We start from the raw sequence: 15,046 nt of genomic DNA, 5'->3' as shown, positions 1-15,046 counted from the left end.
TTGCAGAATCGGGCGACAAGGCAGGATATAGGCCGTGAGCGGACACGACGAGCAGAAAGCAGCCTGGGCTGCCCCGTCGACCACCACGCCTGTCGATGCGACGGTGACGGTGCCCGGATCGAAGTCACTGACCAACCGTGCGCTGATCCTCGCCGCGCTGGCCACCCCGCAGGGCACCTCGACGATCAGCGGGGCACTGCGCAGCCGGGACACCGACCTCATGATCGAAGCCGTCCGCGCGCTGGGTGTGACCGTGACCGGCGACGGCAGTGAACTGACCGTCGGCGGCGCCATCGCCCCCGCCCCGGACGCCCGCGTCGACTGTGGTCTGGCCGGCACGGTACTGCGGTTCGTGCCATCGGTCGCCGCGCTGAGCACGGCGTCGGTCACGTTCGACGGTGACGAGCAGGCGAGGGCGCGTCCGATCGCGCCGCTTCTGGACGGGCTGCGCAACCTCGGCGTCGACGTGGACGGTGACGGCCTGCCGTTCGTCGTGCGCGGCAGTGGCGCGGTCAGCGGTGGGACGGTCGAGATCGACGCGTCGGGGTCCTCGCAGTTCGTCTCCGGTCTGCTGCTGTCGGGTGCGTCGTTCACCGACGGACTGACGATCGTGCACACCGGCGAGTCGGTGCCGTCGGCCCCGCACGTGGCCATGACGGTGGCGATGCTGCGCGATGCCGGAGTGGACGTCGACGACTCGGTGGCCAACCGCTGGCACGTCCATCCGGGCCCGATCGCCGCGCGGGCCTGGAACATCGAACCGGATCTGTCCAACGCCACCCCGTTCCTGGCCGCGGCACTCGTCACCGGGGGGACCGTGCGGATCGCCGGTTGGCCCACGGTCAGCATCCAGCCCGCCGACACCATCCTCGATCTGCTGACGAAGGTGAATGCGTCTGTCCGACAGATGGATTCACACCTCGAGGTCACGGGCGCCGAGGAGTACGACGGCTTTGACGCCGACTTGCACGACGTCGGCGAACTCGCACCTACCGTGGCGGCGCTGGCGGCCCTGGCCCGGGAGGGCGCCACGTCACGGTTGCGCGGGATCGCCCACCTGCGCGGGCACGAGACCGATCGCCTCGCCGCACTCACCGCCGAGATCAACGGCCTCGGCGGGGACTGCGCCGAGACCGAGGACGGCCTGCTCATCACCGCACGGCCACTGCACGGCGGGACGTGGCGGTCCTACGCCGATCACCGGATGGCCACGGCCGGCGCGATCATCGGCCTGCGGGTGCCCGGTGTCGAGGTGGAGAACATCGAGACGACGGCCAAGACGCTGCCCGACTTTCCGCTGATGTGGGTGAACATGCTGGCGGATTCGCCTGGGGATTGACAGCCGTTGAGCGCGCGGGAATACGACGAATCCGACGTCCGCATCAGACCGGGTCGGGGTACCCGCCCGCGCACCAAGACCAGGCCCGACCATGCCGACGCCCGGTCCGCGATGGTGGTGACCGTGGATCGTGGCCGCTGGGGCTGTGCGCTCGCCCGCGATCCGCACCATCGCGTGACCGCCATGCGGGCCCGCGAACTCGGCCGCACCCCGATCGTCGTGGGCGACGACGTCGACGTCGTCGGAGACCTGTCGGGCCGCCCTGACACCCTGGCCCGCATCGTGCGGCGCGGTGAACGCCGAACGGTCTTGCGCCGCACGGCCGATGACACCGATCCCACCGAGCGGGTGGTGGTCGCCAATGCCGATCAGCTGCTCATCGTCGTGGCGCTGGCCGATCCGCCACCACGCACCGGATTCGTCGAACGTGCGCTGATCGCCGCGTATGCCGGTGGCCTGCAACCGATCCTGTGTCTGACCAAATCGGATCTGGCGCCACCCGAGCCCTTCGCGGCGCAGTTCGACGGGCTCGATTTGACGATCGTGAACGCGGGCCGTGACGACCCGCTCGACGCCGTCGCCCCACTGCTGACCGGCCAGGTCACCGTGTTCCTCGGCCACTCCGGGGTCGGCAAGTCGACACTCGTGAACCGCCTTGTGCCAGAGGCAGATCGGGCTACCGGTGAAGTCTCTGGCGTCGGCAAGGGCAAGCACACGTCGACGCAGTCGATCGCGTTGCCGATCGACGGCGACGGCTGGGTGATCGATACCCCCGGCGTGCGCTCGTTCGGCCTTGCCCACATCGAGCCAGACGACGTGATACTGGCGTTCTCCGATCTGGCCGACACCATCGACGACTGCCCACGCGGATGTGGGCACATGGGTCCGCCTGCCGATCCGGAATGTGCGCTCGACACGCTCTCCGGCGCGGCGGCCGACCGGGTGGCTGCCGCGCGACGACTCTTGGCAGCGCTGAAAGAAAGCTGACAGTTCCCCCACCGACCTTGCTGGTTAGCTCGGCTAAGCGTTAAATCGATGGCATGGAACGCACCGATAACGACACCTGGGACCTGGCCACCAGCGTCGGCGCCACGGCGACGATGGTCGCGGCGGGGCGGGCTCGCGCCACCCGAGCCGAACCTGCCCTCATCGACGATCCCTTCGCCGAACCGCTGGTGCGCGCCGTCGGCATCGACTTCTTCACCCGTTGGGGCAGCGGTGATCTCGATGCCGCGACTGTCGACATCCCCGGTGCGCCGTGGGGCATGCAGCAGATGACCGACCTGCTGGCCGCGCGCACCAGGTATTTCGACGCGTTCTTCACCGATGCCGCGCAAGCGGGCATCCGGCAGGCGGTGATCCTGGCCTCGGGCCTCGATGCGCGCGGCTACCGGCTGGCGTGGCCCGCCGGAACCGTGGTGTTCGAGATCGACGTTCCCGACGTGTTGACCTTCAAGGCGCGCACGCTGGCCCAGCTCGGGGCCGCACCGACCGCCGACATCCGGGAGGTGCCTATCGATCTGCGCGACGACTGGCCGACTGCCTTGCGTGCGAGCGGTTTTGACCCGACTGCTCCTTCGGCGTGGAGCGCCGAAGGCCTGTTGCCGTTCCTGCCTGCCGACGCCCAGGACCGGTTGCTCGACAACATCACCGCACTGAGTGCGTCGGGAAGCAGACTGGCCTGCGAGGTTTCGCTGATCGGAAGCGACCCGGACGGTGCGAGCACCCAGGAGCTGGATCCGATCACCGCACGCTGGCAGGAACACGGTTTCGACGTCGAACTCGGCGAGCTCGGCTACCCGGGCCCGCGCAACGACGTCGACGACTACCTCGGCGCCCGCGGCTGGACGACGGTTCGTACGCAGCTCACCGCCCTGCTCGCCGATACCGGGCTGGACGTGCCCCCACGTATCGACGGCAGGCATTCGCTGAGCGACAACTACTACAGCACCGCGGTCAGGCGGTAGCGGGGTCAACGCTTGGCCTTGGCCTGGTCGGCCGCCGCCTGCTCCTGCTCCTGTTCGGCTTCGTCCTTCGCCTTCTTGAGCGCCGCCCGTCCTTCCGGGCTGGCGGCGGAGTTCCCCGGCGCCTTGGCCGTCGCCACCCCGGCGTTGCAGTTCAGGTTCAGCAGCACGGTGTCGGTGACCGGTGCGAAGTCGTCACCCTTGAGCCACGGCGCCTGCTCAGAACTTGTGACGACACAGTCGTCGTCCGATAACGAGTCACCCGACCGAGTCGAGACAACACCTTTCATACCGGCGTCGGCAAGCGCGGACTGGGCATCGGCATACGTTTGGCCGGCATAGTCATCCGCGGCCGCGACACCGGTGGCCAACAACCCCACGGGAACGCCGGACAATGCGACCGCGACCGCGGCCTTCGCGAGCAGCTTTTTCATTTCGACCTCCGGTCAACCCGACGTGTTGAGAGCCAGAGGTTAGGAGCGGTGTCTGCGAGGGCCCTGGGAGAACAGCCGGTGAATACTTGGAATCGGATGCGATTTGGACTTTCACGTCCGAAAAAGTGTCGCAGTAGACATGTCAATACCAGCTAACCGCAATTGACCGTCGCAGAACTGGACGATACAGTTCAGTTCGGATATTTGCGGCTCACAGACAGGACATTCGTGATGACTTCACGTCGTTTACCCCGCCGCCTTGCCGCCACCGCCGGCCTGGCCGCCCTCATCGGCATGGGCGGTTTCGCCGTGGCCTGCGGCACCGGTGGCGAGGAAGCTCCCAGCACTCCGACGACCACGACGACCACAACCACGACGACCACCGCCCCGAGCGTGGCGCCCACCGAGAAGGGACTGAACCCCGACGGCGGGAACAAGTTCACGCCCACGCACATCGTCACCCCGGCACCGCCCACCGGCGGCGGCAAGGGCGGCCACTAAAACCGTTGTCAGGCAGCCTGATACGACTTGATGTGGTCGATCGCCATATTGAGCGCCGACTGCATCAGACGCGGATCATGCGCAGTCTGAGACAGCAGGTAACCGCCCTCGACCGCGGCGAGTAACCCGGTCGCGAGACCCTTCGCGTCGATGTCGGCGCGAAGGGCTCCGCTGTCACGGATGCGCTGCAGTGCGGCCGCCAGCAGATCGCGCCACTGCGCGAAGTGCTCGGCCAGCGATACGCGTGCTTTGTCGTCAGAGTCGGACAGCTCGGCGGCGAGCGAGCCGAGTTCACATCCCCACAAGCCACGGCGCAGCGCACACCGTTGGACCATGGCGTCTCTCCACTGGTCCAAGCCCCGAAAGCTGTCAACCTTCTCGAGCCGCAGCCGCTGCCACGACAGAATCTCGTCGGCGCGGAGGTTGATCACCTCATAGACCAGCTCGGACTTGTCGTCGAAATGCTGGTAGAACTGCGATTTACTGGCCGCGCCCGCAGCCAGCACCTCGTCGATCGTCGTCGCAGCCACACCCTTGACGTGCATCAGCTCGGCAGCGGCCGCCACGATGCGATTGCGGGTCGCCACGCCCCGAGACGTCAGCCGAGGCCGCGAAGCGGGTTCCTGTTCCGACGGCACGCCTCAACTGTAAACCGAACAGTCCGGTCCACTTCACCCGGCGCTGGCGCGTGCCTTTGATGGGCGATGCCTGCCCGTTGTCACGCTAGCGTGGCATTCGCCGCCTACTGCCACTCCAGCGTGACAATCGGCAGCGAAACACCCAGCGGCCGCGACCCTCAGCACCGCCAGCCACGCTAGCGTGACAAACGACGCCTACTGCCACTCCAGCGTGACAATCGGCAGCCAAGCAGTCGGCACTCGGGCAAAACGGCAATCGGCAACGAAGCCGTCCACAGAAACAACCGTGGGCTGCACCGAAATTCGGCACAGCCCACGGTCGGACGAAAACTACGCGGCGCGCTTGGTGCGGCGCCAGCCGCGGACGGTCTCGATCGCGGTCTTCAAACCGCGGCGGCGACCGGTGTGGGGATCGGTGACCCCGAATCCCTCGAGCTCGGTGAACATCCGCTCACTGCGGGTCTCCGGTGCATTGTCAGCGGTGTCGCGGAGGAACCGATCCGGCAATGACAGCTTGGCGATCGTGCGCCAGGACTTGCCGTATTGCACGAGGAACGAGCCCGTGGTGTAGGGCAGGTCGTACTTCTCGCACAGTGCCCTGACCCGGATCGAGATCTCGTAGAGCCGGTTGCTCGGCAGATCGGGATACAGGTGGTGTTCGATCTGGTGGCACAGGTTGCCGCTCATGAACCGCAGCACCGGGCCGTTGTCGAAATTGGCACTGCCCAGCATCTGCCGGAGGTACCACTGGCCCTTGGTTTCGCCGACCATGTCCGTCTTGGTGAATTTCTCTGCGCCATCGGGGAAATGGCCGCAGAAGATCACCGCGTTGGCCCACACGTTGCGGATGATGTTGGCCATCGCGTTGGCCTTCAAGGTGGACTTGTAGGTCGCACCCGGCGACAGCGAGGTCACCGCCGGCCATGCCACGTAGTCCTTGAACACCTGCGCGCCGGCTTTGACGCCGAACTCACGCACGCGGACCAGCGTGGCCTTGCGGTCGTCGCGGCCCTTGAAGATCTTGCCGAGCTCCAGGTGCTGCAACCCAACGCCCCACTCGAACAAGGTGCACAACATGGTGTTGTAGAACAGGTTGAGCAGGTTCATCGGCTTCCAGCGCTGGTCGCGCGTCACCCGGATGAGGCCATAGCCCACATCGTCGTCCATGCCGAGGATGTTGGTGTACTTGTGATGCATGAAGTTGTGGGTGAACCGCCAGTGCTTGGACGCCCCACTCATGTCCCACTCCCACGTCGAGGAGTGAATCTCGGGATCGTTCATCCAATCCCACTGGCCATGCATGACGTTGTGGCCGATCTCCATGTTCTCGATGATCTTGGCCACGCCCAGGGTCGCGGTACCTGCCCACCATGCCGAGCGGCGCGAGCTGGCCGCCAGCATGAGCCGGCCCGCGAGCTCAAGGGCACGCTGTGCCGCAATGGTCCGGCGGATGTAGCGCGCGTCGCGCTCGCCGCGGGAGTCTTCGATGTCCTGACGGATTGCATCGAGCTCGATGCCCAGATTCTCGATGTCGGCATCGGTGAGATGCGCGAACGCGGGAACGTCGGTAACAGCCATCGTCAGCCTCCTTTCGCCTACCTACGCTACCGTAACCTACGAATCCGTAGGTTACCAGTCAGTAAAGTCTAAACGTCGAGCACACAGTCGCCGGAGGCGGCCGAAACACACGTCTGAATCCGGGTGCCCGGATCGTGTTCCACGCCGGTCCGCAAGTCACGGACATGCCCGTCGACCAAGCCCACCACGCACGACTGACAGATACCCATCCGGCAGCCGAACGGCATCCGGATCCCGACTTTTTCGCCGGCATCCATGAGCGGCGTCGCGCCGTCGACCTCGATCTCCTTGCCGCTGCGCTCGAAGGTGACGGTGCCACCGGCACCGTGCGGGGCGGCGCGGCTCACCGCGAAGCGTTCGAGATGCAAATTCTCGGGCACCCCGGCCGCCGCCCACACCTTTTCGGCGTCGTTGAGCATGGCTTCGGGTCCACACGCCCAGGCCTGACGGTCCTGCCAGTCGGGCACCTCGTCACCGAGCCGATGCAGATCCAGCCTGCCCTCGGTCCTGGTGCGGCGCAATTGCAGCCGGTAGCCGGGATGCGCCTCTTGCAGGGCCGCCAGTTCCCCGCCGAACATCACATCGGATTCCGTTGGCGCGGAATGCAAGTGGACGATGTCGGTGATCTGGTCGCGGCGCACCAGCGTGCGCAGCATCGACATCACCGGGGTGATGCCGGAACCGGCGGTCAGGAACAGCACCGAGGCCGGCGCCGGATCGGGCATGACGAAGTTGCCCTGCGGCGCGGCCAGCCGCACCACGGTCCCGGGTGCCAGCCCTCCGACCAGGTGGGTCGAGAGGAACCCCTCGGGCATCGCCTTGACCGTGATGGTGATGGTGCGTGCACCGGTCACCGGGCTCGACGTGAGCGAGTAAGACCGCCACCGCCAGCGCCCGTCGATGAGCACACCGATGCCGATGTACTGACCGGGTTGATAGTCGAACGAAAAGCCCCATCCGGGTTTGATGACCAACGTGGCCGAGTCGACGGTTTCGCGCCGCACTTCCAGCACCCGGCCGCGCAGTTCCCGAGCCGACCACAACGGGTTGGCCAGCTTCAGATAGTCGTCCGGCAACAACGGCGTCGTGATCCGCCCGACGATGTTGCGCACCGCATGCCAGCCAGGGTTTTCCTTGGCTCCCGCGATGGTGGGGCGGACCGTATCGGCAACATTGGCCGAGATCTTGATGTAGTTCTTGGCCATGCAACCTACGGTACCGTAACCTACGGTGTCGTAGCCAGCCCTACGTCGGAATCTGACAGCGACGTCACAGACTCAGTAGGTCACAACAGCTCGAGCAGGAACGGAAGCTCCTGCGGGGCATACCAGGCCAGATCGTGATCCTGTGCGTCGCCGACGGTCAGTTCGGCGTCCTCGTCGCCGAGATCAGCCTCGTCGATGACGTCCACCGCGGCAAGCACCGCCGGTTCGGCGTCGGCGTTGTCGACGTACACGGCGATCACGGCGTCGAGGTCGACGGGCCCGCTCAACCGGACCACCGCGTCGTCGAGGTCGGGACGTCCGGTCGCCTCGGGCACTTCGGCTACGACGACCGCGCGGCGCGTGGGCAGCTCCGAGGTGCCCCCGGTGGCGAGCAGCCGAATCGACGCCAGCGCGGCTTCGCGCAGGGCTACCTCGGCGAGCTCGTCGTCGTCGCCCTCGGCGTAGGCCTCACGCAGTGTCGGGGTCACCGCGAATGCCGTCCCGTTGACGACGCGCAACGACCGGTCGGCGACGAGTTGCTGCAGAGCGGCCAGGGTCGTCGGGATGTAGACGCGCACCCCGCGAGGTTAGCCGTCCGCCGCGGGATCTTTCTCCACCGCGATGACAAAGTCGTCGCCGTGTTGGGTGACACCGGCGACCACCGCGTCGTTCATCGCCTCCACGGCGTACTTGCGGCGCACCACCAACGGGTCGTTGCGCAGGTCGCGCACGAGCGCGACCGCCAGGCCCACCATCACGACGACGAACGGCAACGCCGCGATGATCGTGATCTTCTGCAGGCCGTTCAGCGCATCCTCGCCGCCCACCAGCAGCATGACCGCCGCCACCGCACCGGTGGCCACACCCCAGAAGATGACGGTGGGCCGGGTCGGTTTGATCGTGCCCCGCTCGGACAGCGAACCCATCACGATCGACGCCGCGTCGGCACCCGATACGAAGAAGATGGCGACCAGGATCATCACCAGAACGCTCGCCACGGTGGCGATCGGGTACTGGTCGAGCACGCCGAACAACTGCTGCTCGATACCGATGTCGTCGCCGACCAGGTTTGCGCCCTCTTGCTGCGCCCGCATCGCGGCCCCGCCGAACACGCAGAACCACACGAGCGACACCACACTCGGGACGAACAGCACGCCTGCGACGAACTGCCGGATCGTGCGGCCGCGCGAAATCCGCGCGATGAACATCCCGACGAACGGGGTCCAGGAGATCCACCACGCCCAGTAGAAGACCGTCCAGGCCTGCAGCCAGGTCTTCACCTCGGCGCCCTCGGCTCCCGTGCGGGCCGACATCATCGCCAGGTCCTGCATGTAGCTGCCGATCGAGGTGGGAATGAGGTTGAGCATGAACACCGTCGGGCCCACGACGAACAAGAAGAATGCGAGCACGACCGCCAGCACCATGTTGATGTTGGACAGCCACTGGATGCCCTTGGCGATGCCCGATACCGCCGACAGCACGAAGGCGATGGTGAGTACGACGATGATGCCGATAAGGATCGCGTTGCCGGTCTGCCCCAGTCCGCCGACGATCTGCAGTCCGCTGCGAATCTGCAACGCGCCCAAGCCCAACGACGCCGCCGAACCGAACAGCGTGGCGAAGATCGCCAGCATGTCGATGACCTTGCCCCACGGCCCGTTGGCCCGCTCGCCCAGCAACGGCTCGAACGCCGCACTGATCAACTGCAGCCGGCCTTTGCGGTAGACGCCGTAGCTGATGGCCAGGCCGACGACGGCGTAGATCGCCCACGGATGCAGCGTCCAGTGGAACAGCGTGGTGGCCATCGCCGTCTGCACAGCTTCGGGGTTGCCCGGCTCACCGGTGCCGGGCGGGGGCGTCACGAAGTGCGAGAGCGGCTCGGAGACCCCGAAGAACATCAGGCCGATGCCCATACCGGCGGAGAACATCATCGCCACCCAGGACACGGTGCGGAACTCGGGCTCCTCGTCGTCGCGGCCCAGCGGGATGTTGCCGTAACGGCTGATCGCCAGCCACACGACGAACACCACGAACCCGGACGCGGTCAGCACGAACAGCCAGCCGGTGTTGTTCATCACCCAGCCGAGTGCGCTGGTCGAGGCGGTGGCGAGCGAGTCGGTGCTGAGAAATCCCCACACCAGGAATCCGAGGGCGATCACGGCGGTGACGCCGAAGACCACCCAGTCAAGTCCCTCCCTGCGGGTATAGGCCTTCTCCTCGACCGGGATGTCGAGAACAGGGTGGTGGGGTACCACCTCGCCGGTAGGTGACTTGAGTGCTTTTTCTGTTTTCTTGGCTTCTTGCGTGTGCTTGTCGGATCTACTTTTTCGTATCTCAGCGGTCATGGTGAATTCATCAGACCGCGAACCGCGACTCAGGTCAAATGCTTCGCTGGTTTGCCAACTTCTATTTGGCCGCCTCCAACAGTTCCTCAAGAGACTCCCGCAGCAAGCTCGGCAACACGTCGACGTCGCTCATGGCGTCGCGGTCGGCGTTGATGCCGAAGTACAGCATGCCGTTGTAGGAGGTGACCCCGATCGCCAGCACCTGGTTGTGCAGCAACGGCGGCACCGCATAGGTCTCCAGCAGTTTGGTGCCCGCGACATACATCTGCTTCTGGGCCCCGGGCACGTTGGTGATCAAGAGGTTGAACAGGCGGGCCGAGAAACCCGTCGCCACCCGAATTCCCATGGCGTGCAACGTCGGTGGGGCGAATCCCGACAACGTGACGATGGTACGCGCATCGACCAGGCTGGCCGCGATCGAATGCGATTCGGTGGCATGCGCGATCTGCGACAGCCGGACCACGGCGTTACCCTCCCCCACCGGCAGATCGACGAGAAACGGCGATACTTCGCTGATCGCCTGCCCGGGTCCGGCGGTGTCGAGTTCGGCATCGGGATAGACCGACATCGGCGCCATGGCGCGCACGGTGGTGCTGGGCGTCACCGGTTCGCCGCGTGACAACAGCCAGTTGCGCAGGGCCCCGGCGACCACCGCGAGCACCACGTCGTTGACATCGCAGTCGTAGCGGGCGCGCACCATGCGGTAATCGTCGAGCCGGTGTTCGGCGACCGAGAATCTGCGGTTGCGCGACACCCTGGTGTTGAGCGGACTGCTCGGCGCCGTGCCCCGCGCGACGGTGCGGGCCACGTCGGCGACGCGGCGTCCCACCGCCGCCAGTTCCCCGGCGTTGGTGGCCACCTCGGTGACGGTGTCCCGCAGAGCCGCCAGCTGGCTCGTCGGCCGGGTGATCCACTCGCCGATCGCGCCCATCACCAACTGGCGGTCGCTGGGCTCGCGGGCCGGGATCCAGATGTCCTCACCGAATTCGGGCGGCTTCTGCGTCCGGTCGGCGATGACATGCCCGATCTCCAGCGCCGTCATGCCGTTGACGAGCGCCTGGTGGCTCTTGGTGTAGATGGCGATGCGGTTCTTGGTCAGCCCTTCGACCAGGTACATCTCCCATAACGGACGGGTCTTGTCGAGGGGACGCGACCCGAGCCGGGCCACCAGATCGTGCAGCTGGGCGTCGCTGCCCGGGGACGGCAGCGCCGAACGCCGGATGTGATAGGTGATGTCGAAGTCGCGGTCGTCGACCCACACCGGCCGGGCCAGGGCCAGCGCCACCTCGCGCACCTTCTGGCGGTACCGCGGGATCTGCGGCAGCCGCTGCTCGACGGTGGCCAGCAGCGTCTCGTAGCTCAGGCCCGCACGGGGTTTGCGCAGGATCGACAGCGACCCCACGTACATGGGGGTCGAGGTGTTCTCAAGGTGGTAGAACGTTGCGTCGGACGCCGACAGCCTGGTCACCATGCGGCGCCAACCTCCATATCAACTCCCATGAAACTCGCGTCGAACTCCGTCACGGTAACCGGCGGTTCTGCGACCGCGCATCATGGGTGCTTCGAGCCCGCTCGACGCGTGAGATCATATGTAGGTCTGCACCTCTCCAGCAGATGTCGCCCTGTACTGCCGACCGCTGGAGACTGCATTGACCACCCCTGAAGCCACATCCGGGCCCACCACCGAGTTGCCGTCGTTGACCTCGTCGGTGATCGACTGCGAACCGCCGGCGTTGCCGTTGCACGCGCAGGCACCACCGACGCCGGTGTGCCCGGCGCCCACCGCACTGCGCCGGCACACGGCGCGTCGATTGCGGTTGGTCGAGCCGCCGCAGGAGCGCCAACCGCACGCCGGCGCCGTCGAATTCGCCGACCTGGCGTTGCGCCGCGTACTCGAGGTCGTCGACCGGCGCAGACCACCGGCCCAACTAAGGACGCTGATGAACCCGTTGCTGCTCGATGCCGTCGTCGCACTCACCCGGTCGCGGCACGGCACCGCGGCCACATTGCGCCGGGTGCGCCTACGCGCGGTGACCGATCCGGCCGCGGCCGAGGTGTTCGCCACCTACACCCGGGGAACCCGCGTGCGCGCGATCGCCGGCCGGATCGAATTCCGCAATGGCCGTTGGCAATTCACGGCCCTGCAGATCGGCTAGGGCTTGCGGTGCGATTTCGCCGGCCGGCCGGTCTTGGCCTGCCGGCGCGCGGCCTCACGACGCTCACGTCTGGTGCCACCGGAAGGCGCGGCATGCCGCCCACCGCCGCTGGTCCGCTGGACCTGGGCCGAACCGTCCTCGGACGGCCCGGTGTAGGTCAGCGGCGGCGCGTCGTTGTCGATTCCCTTGGCCCGCAAGGCCGGTGCCGGTTGAGCCGGCGCTGCGGCGTCGCGGCGTTCCTTGGTCGCCACCGCGGCCGGCTCGGAATCCGATGGCTGCGCTTTGTCGGACGCCTTTGCCGCGGCCGCGGCAGCGAACTCGGCAAGGCCCTGCGGTGCGGCGACCGGGGCGACCGCGGGTGCAGGCGTGGCTTCGACCTGGACGTTGAACAAGAACCCGACGGACTCCTCCTTGAGCGCGTCGAGCATGCCGACGAACATGTCGTAGCCCTCGCGCTGGTACTCGACGAGCGGGTCACGCTGCGCCATCGCGCGCAGACCGATGCCCTCCTTGAGGTAGTCCATCTCGTAGAGATGCTCGCGCCACTTGCGGTCGATCACGTTGAGCAGAACGTTGCGTTCGAGCTGGCGCATCGCGCCCTCGCCGGCGATTTCCTCGATCTGCTTCTCGCGCTCGGCGTAGGCCCGCTCGGCGTCCTTGATGAGGGTTTCGAGCAGCTCTTCGCGGGTGAGCTCACCCGCCTCGCCGACGGCGTTGGAGTCGATCAGGTCGTGATGGTCGACGCCGACCGGGTAGAGGGTCTTGAGCGCGGTCCACAGGGTTTCGAGGTCCCAGTCCTCGGCGTAGCCCTCGGCGGTCGCGCCGTCGACGTAGGCGGTCACCACGTCGATCAGCATCTTGTGGGCCTGCTCCTGCAGGTTCTCGCCCTCGAGGATCAGCCTGCGCTCTTCATAGATGACCTTGCGCTGCTGGTTCATCACCTCGTCGTACTTGAGGACGTTCTTGCGGACCTCGAAGTTCTGCTGTTCGACCTGGGTCTGCGCGCTCTTGATCGCGCGCGTGACCATCTTGGCCTCGATCGGGACGTCGTCGGGCAGGTTCAAACGCGTCAGCAGCGACTCCAGCGTCGCGCCGTTGAATCGCCGCATCAACTCGTCACCGAGCGACAGGTAGAACCGCGATTCACCGGGGTCACCCTGACGGCCGGAGCGGCCACGCAGCTGGTTGTCGATACGGCGGGATTCGTGGCGCTCGGTGCCGAGCACGTACAGACCGCCGGCCTCGACGACCTTCTTGGCTTCCTTGCTGGCCTCTTCCTTGATGGTGTTGAGCGTGTCCTCCCAGGCCGCTTCGTACTCATCGGGCGTCTCGACCGGGTCGAGGCCGCGCTCGCGCAGCCGCTTGTCGGCCAGGAAGTCGACGTTGCCGCCGAGCACGATGTCGGTGCCGCGGCCGGCCATGTTCGTGGCGACCGTGATCGCGCCGAGCCGGCCGGCCTCGGCGATGATGTTGGCCTCCTGCTCGTGGTACTTCGCGTTCAGCACGTTGTGCGGGATCTTGCGCTTGGTGAACTGCCGCGACAGGTACTCCGAGCGCTCGACGCTCGTGGTGCCGATCAGAACCGGCTGGCCCTTCTCGTAGCGCTCGGCGACGTCGTCGACGACGGCGATGTACTTGGCTTCCTCGGTCTTGTAGATCAGGTCGGACTGATCCTGGCGGACCATCGGCCGGTTGGTCGGGATCGGGACGACGCCCAGCTTGTAGATCTCGTGGAGCTCGGCGGCCTCGGTCTCGGCGGTACCGGTCATGCCGGACAGCTTGTTGTAGAGGCGGAAGTAGTTCTGCAGCGTGATCGTGGCCAGCGTCTGGTTCTCGGCCTTGATCTCGACGTGCTCCTTGGCCTCGATGGCCTGGTGCATGCCCTCGTTGTAGCGCCGGCCCACCAGCACGCGGCCGGTGAACTCGTCGACGATGACGACTTCGCCGTTGCGGACGATGTAGTCCTTGTCGCGCTGGAACAGCTCCTTGGCCTTGAGCGCGTTGTTGAGGTAGCTGACGAGCGGCGAGTTGGCCGCCTCGTACAGGTTGTCGATGCCGAGCTGGTCTTCGACGAACTCAACGCCCAGCTCATGCACGCCGACCGTGCGTTTACGCAGGTCGACCTCGTAGTGGACGTCCTTCTCCATCAGCGGGGCCAGTCGCGCGAACTCGGTGTACCAGTTCGATGCGCCGTCGGCGGGGCCGGAGATGATGAGCGGGGTACGGGCCTCGTCGATCAGGATCGAGTCGACCTCGTCGACGATCGCGAAGTTGTGGCCGCGCTGCACCATGTCGTCGACCGAGTGCGCCATGTTGTCGCGCAGATAGTCGAAGCCGAATTCGTTGTTGGTGCCGTACGTGATGTCGGCGGCATAGGCGGCCCGGCGCTCCTCAGGGGTCAGGCCCGACAGGATGACGCCGACGTCGAGGCCCAGGAACCGGTGCACCCGGCCCATCCACTCGCTGTCGCGTTTGGCCAGGTAGTCGTTGACGGTGACGACGTGCACACCGTCGCCGGACAGCGCGTTGAGGTAGGACGGCAGCACCGCGGTCAGGGTCTTGCCCTCACCGGTCTTCATCTCGGCGACGTTGCCGAAGTGCAGCGCCGCGCCACCCATCACCTGGACATCGAAATGACGCTGGTTGAGGACCCGCCAAGCGGCCTCGCGGGCCACCGCGAAGGCCTCGGGCAGCAGGTCGTCGAGGTCCTCCCCGTCGGCGATCCGCTTCTTGAACTCGTCGGTCTTGGCTCGCAACTCGGCGTCAGAGAGCTTCTCGACGTCGTCGGACAAGGTGTTGACATAGTCAGCCACCTTCTTGAGGCGCTTGACCATGCGGCCTTCACCGAGACGGAGCAACTTCGACAGCACGCTATTTCCCCTGTGG

At 66.4% G+C, this 15,046-nt stretch carries 13 protein-coding genes; 5 read left to right on the top strand and 8 right to left on the bottom strand.

The window, feature by feature from the left end; all coding sequences use genetic code 11:
- Positions 1-34: 34 nt before the first annotated feature.
- The 3 genes from aroA to AWC31_RS27185 are packed head-to-tail and all read left to right on the top strand — an operon-like array spanning position 35 to position 3,306.
- Complete coding sequence (gene aroA, locus AWC31_RS27195) at positions 35-1,339, top strand: 3-phosphoshikimate 1-carboxyvinyltransferase (protein WP_085147178.1); 1,305 nt, start codon at positions 35-37, stop codon at positions 1,337-1,339.
- 6 nt (positions 1,340-1,345) lie between these two features.
- Positions 1,346-2,326, top strand: a complete 981-nt coding sequence (gene rsgA / locus AWC31_RS27190; RefSeq protein WP_085147176.1) for a ribosome small subunit-dependent GTPase A — start codon at positions 1,346-1,348, stop codon at positions 2,324-2,326.
- 53 nt (positions 2,327-2,379) lie between these two features.
- Positions 2,380-3,306 carry a class I SAM-dependent methyltransferase gene (locus AWC31_RS27185; RefSeq protein WP_085147174.1) on the top strand — a complete coding sequence of 309 codons (927 nt, stop codon included), beginning with the start codon at positions 2,380-2,382 and terminating at the stop codon, positions 3,304-3,306.
- Between the two features lie 5 nt (positions 3,307-3,311).
- Here AWC31_RS27185 and AWC31_RS27180 read toward each other — a convergent pair whose 3' ends face one another.
- On the bottom strand, positions 3,312-3,737 hold the full coding sequence (locus tag AWC31_RS27180) for a PASTA domain-containing protein (RefSeq protein ID WP_085147172.1): 426 nt from the start codon (positions 3,735-3,737) through the stop codon (positions 3,312-3,314).
- A gap of 231 nt (positions 3,738-3,968) precedes the next feature.
- Between AWC31_RS27180 and AWC31_RS27175 the strand changes: the two genes are divergently transcribed.
- A complete protein-coding gene (locus tag AWC31_RS27175) occupies positions 3,969-4,238 on the top strand; it encodes a hypothetical protein (RefSeq protein ID WP_067854742.1) in 270 nt (89 codons plus the stop codon).
- A gap of 8 nt (positions 4,239-4,246) precedes the next feature.
- Here the strand turns inward: AWC31_RS27175 and AWC31_RS27170 are convergent, their stop codons facing one another.
- From AWC31_RS27170 to AWC31_RS27145, 6 genes are all read right to left on the bottom strand, one after another.
- On the bottom strand, positions 4,247-4,876 hold the full coding sequence (locus AWC31_RS27170) for a TetR/AcrR family transcriptional regulator (RefSeq protein ID WP_067854578.1): 630 nt from the start codon (positions 4,874-4,876) through the stop codon (positions 4,247-4,249).
- Between the two features lie 330 nt (positions 4,877-5,206).
- Positions 5,207-6,454 carry a fatty acid desaturase family protein gene (locus tag AWC31_RS27165; protein ID WP_085147170.1) on the bottom strand — a complete coding sequence of 416 codons (1,248 nt, stop codon included), beginning with the start codon at positions 6,452-6,454 and terminating at the stop codon, positions 5,207-5,209.
- A gap of 68 nt (positions 6,455-6,522) precedes the next feature.
- Positions 6,523-7,659, bottom strand: a complete 1,137-nt coding sequence (locus AWC31_RS27160; protein ID WP_085147168.1) for a ferredoxin reductase — start codon at positions 7,657-7,659, stop codon at positions 6,523-6,525.
- A gap of 80 nt (positions 7,660-7,739) precedes the next feature.
- Positions 7,740-8,237 carry a DUF6912 family protein gene (locus AWC31_RS27155; RefSeq protein ID WP_067854591.1) on the bottom strand — a complete coding sequence of 166 codons (498 nt, stop codon included), beginning with the start codon at positions 8,235-8,237 and terminating at the stop codon, positions 7,740-7,742.
- Positions 8,238-8,246: 9 nt separating this feature from the next.
- Positions 8,247-10,004 (bottom strand): BCCT family transporter, encoded by a 1,758-nt coding sequence (locus tag AWC31_RS27150; RefSeq protein ID WP_067854594.1) that lies wholly within the window; start codon positions 10,002-10,004, stop codon positions 8,247-8,249.
- Between the two features lie 61 nt (positions 10,005-10,065).
- A complete protein-coding gene (locus tag AWC31_RS27145) occupies positions 10,066-11,475 on the bottom strand; it encodes a WS/DGAT/MGAT family O-acyltransferase (RefSeq protein WP_067854597.1) in 1,410 nt (469 codons plus the stop codon).
- Between the two features lie 178 nt (positions 11,476-11,653).
- Here AWC31_RS27145 and AWC31_RS27140 point away from each other — a divergent pair, with 178 nt between their 5' ends.
- Positions 11,654-12,160: an Rv3235 family protein gene (locus AWC31_RS27140; RefSeq protein WP_085147166.1), complete on the top strand. Its 507-nt coding sequence runs from the start codon at positions 11,654-11,656 to the stop codon at positions 12,158-12,160.
- Here the strand turns inward: AWC31_RS27140 and secA are convergent.
- Positions 12,157-15,030: a preprotein translocase subunit SecA gene (gene secA, locus AWC31_RS27135; RefSeq protein WP_085147164.1), complete on the bottom strand. Its 2,874-nt coding sequence runs from the start codon at positions 15,028-15,030 to the stop codon at positions 12,157-12,159. The two genes, AWC31_RS27140 and secA, sit on opposite strands and share 4 nt — an antisense overlap.
- Between the last annotated feature and the right edge of the window lie 16 nt (positions 15,031-15,046).

Origin of the sequence: Mycolicibacterium wolinskyi (assembly GCF_002101965.1) — a bacterium.
GTDB classification, from domain to species: domain Bacteria; phylum Actinomycetota; class Actinomycetes; order Mycobacteriales; family Mycobacteriaceae; genus Mycobacterium; species Mycobacterium wolinskyi.
Note: the sequence above shows the minus strand (reverse complement) of the source record. Positions and strands in the feature narration are given on the sequence as shown.

Bases quoted from the DNA above. Each gene is read 5' to 3' on its own strand.
- AWC31_RS27185 (WP_085147174.1), top strand. From the start codon at position 2,380: ATGGAACGCACCGATAACGACACCTGGGACCTGGCCACCAGCGTCGGC.
- AWC31_RS27180 (WP_085147172.1), bottom strand. From the start codon at position 3,737: ATGAAAAAGCTGCTCGCGAAGGCCGCGGTCGCGGTCGCATTGTCCGGC.
- AWC31_RS27175 (WP_067854742.1), top strand. From the start codon at position 3,969: ATGACTTCACGTCGTTTACCCCGCCGCCTTGCCGCCACCGCCGGCCTG.
- AWC31_RS27165 (WP_085147170.1), bottom strand. From the start codon at position 6,454: ATGGCTGTTACCGACGTTCCCGCGTTCGCGCATCTCACCGATGCCGAC.
- AWC31_RS27160 (WP_085147168.1), bottom strand. From the start codon at position 7,659: ATGGCCAAGAACTACATCAAGATCTCGGCCAATGTTGCCGATACGGTC.
- AWC31_RS27150 (WP_067854594.1), bottom strand. From the start codon at position 10,004: ATGACCGCTGAGATACGAAAAAGTAGATCCGACAAGCACACGCAAGAA.
- AWC31_RS27145 (WP_067854597.1), bottom strand. From the start codon at position 11,475: ATGGTGACCAGGCTGTCGGCGTCCGACGCAACGTTCTACCACCTTGAG.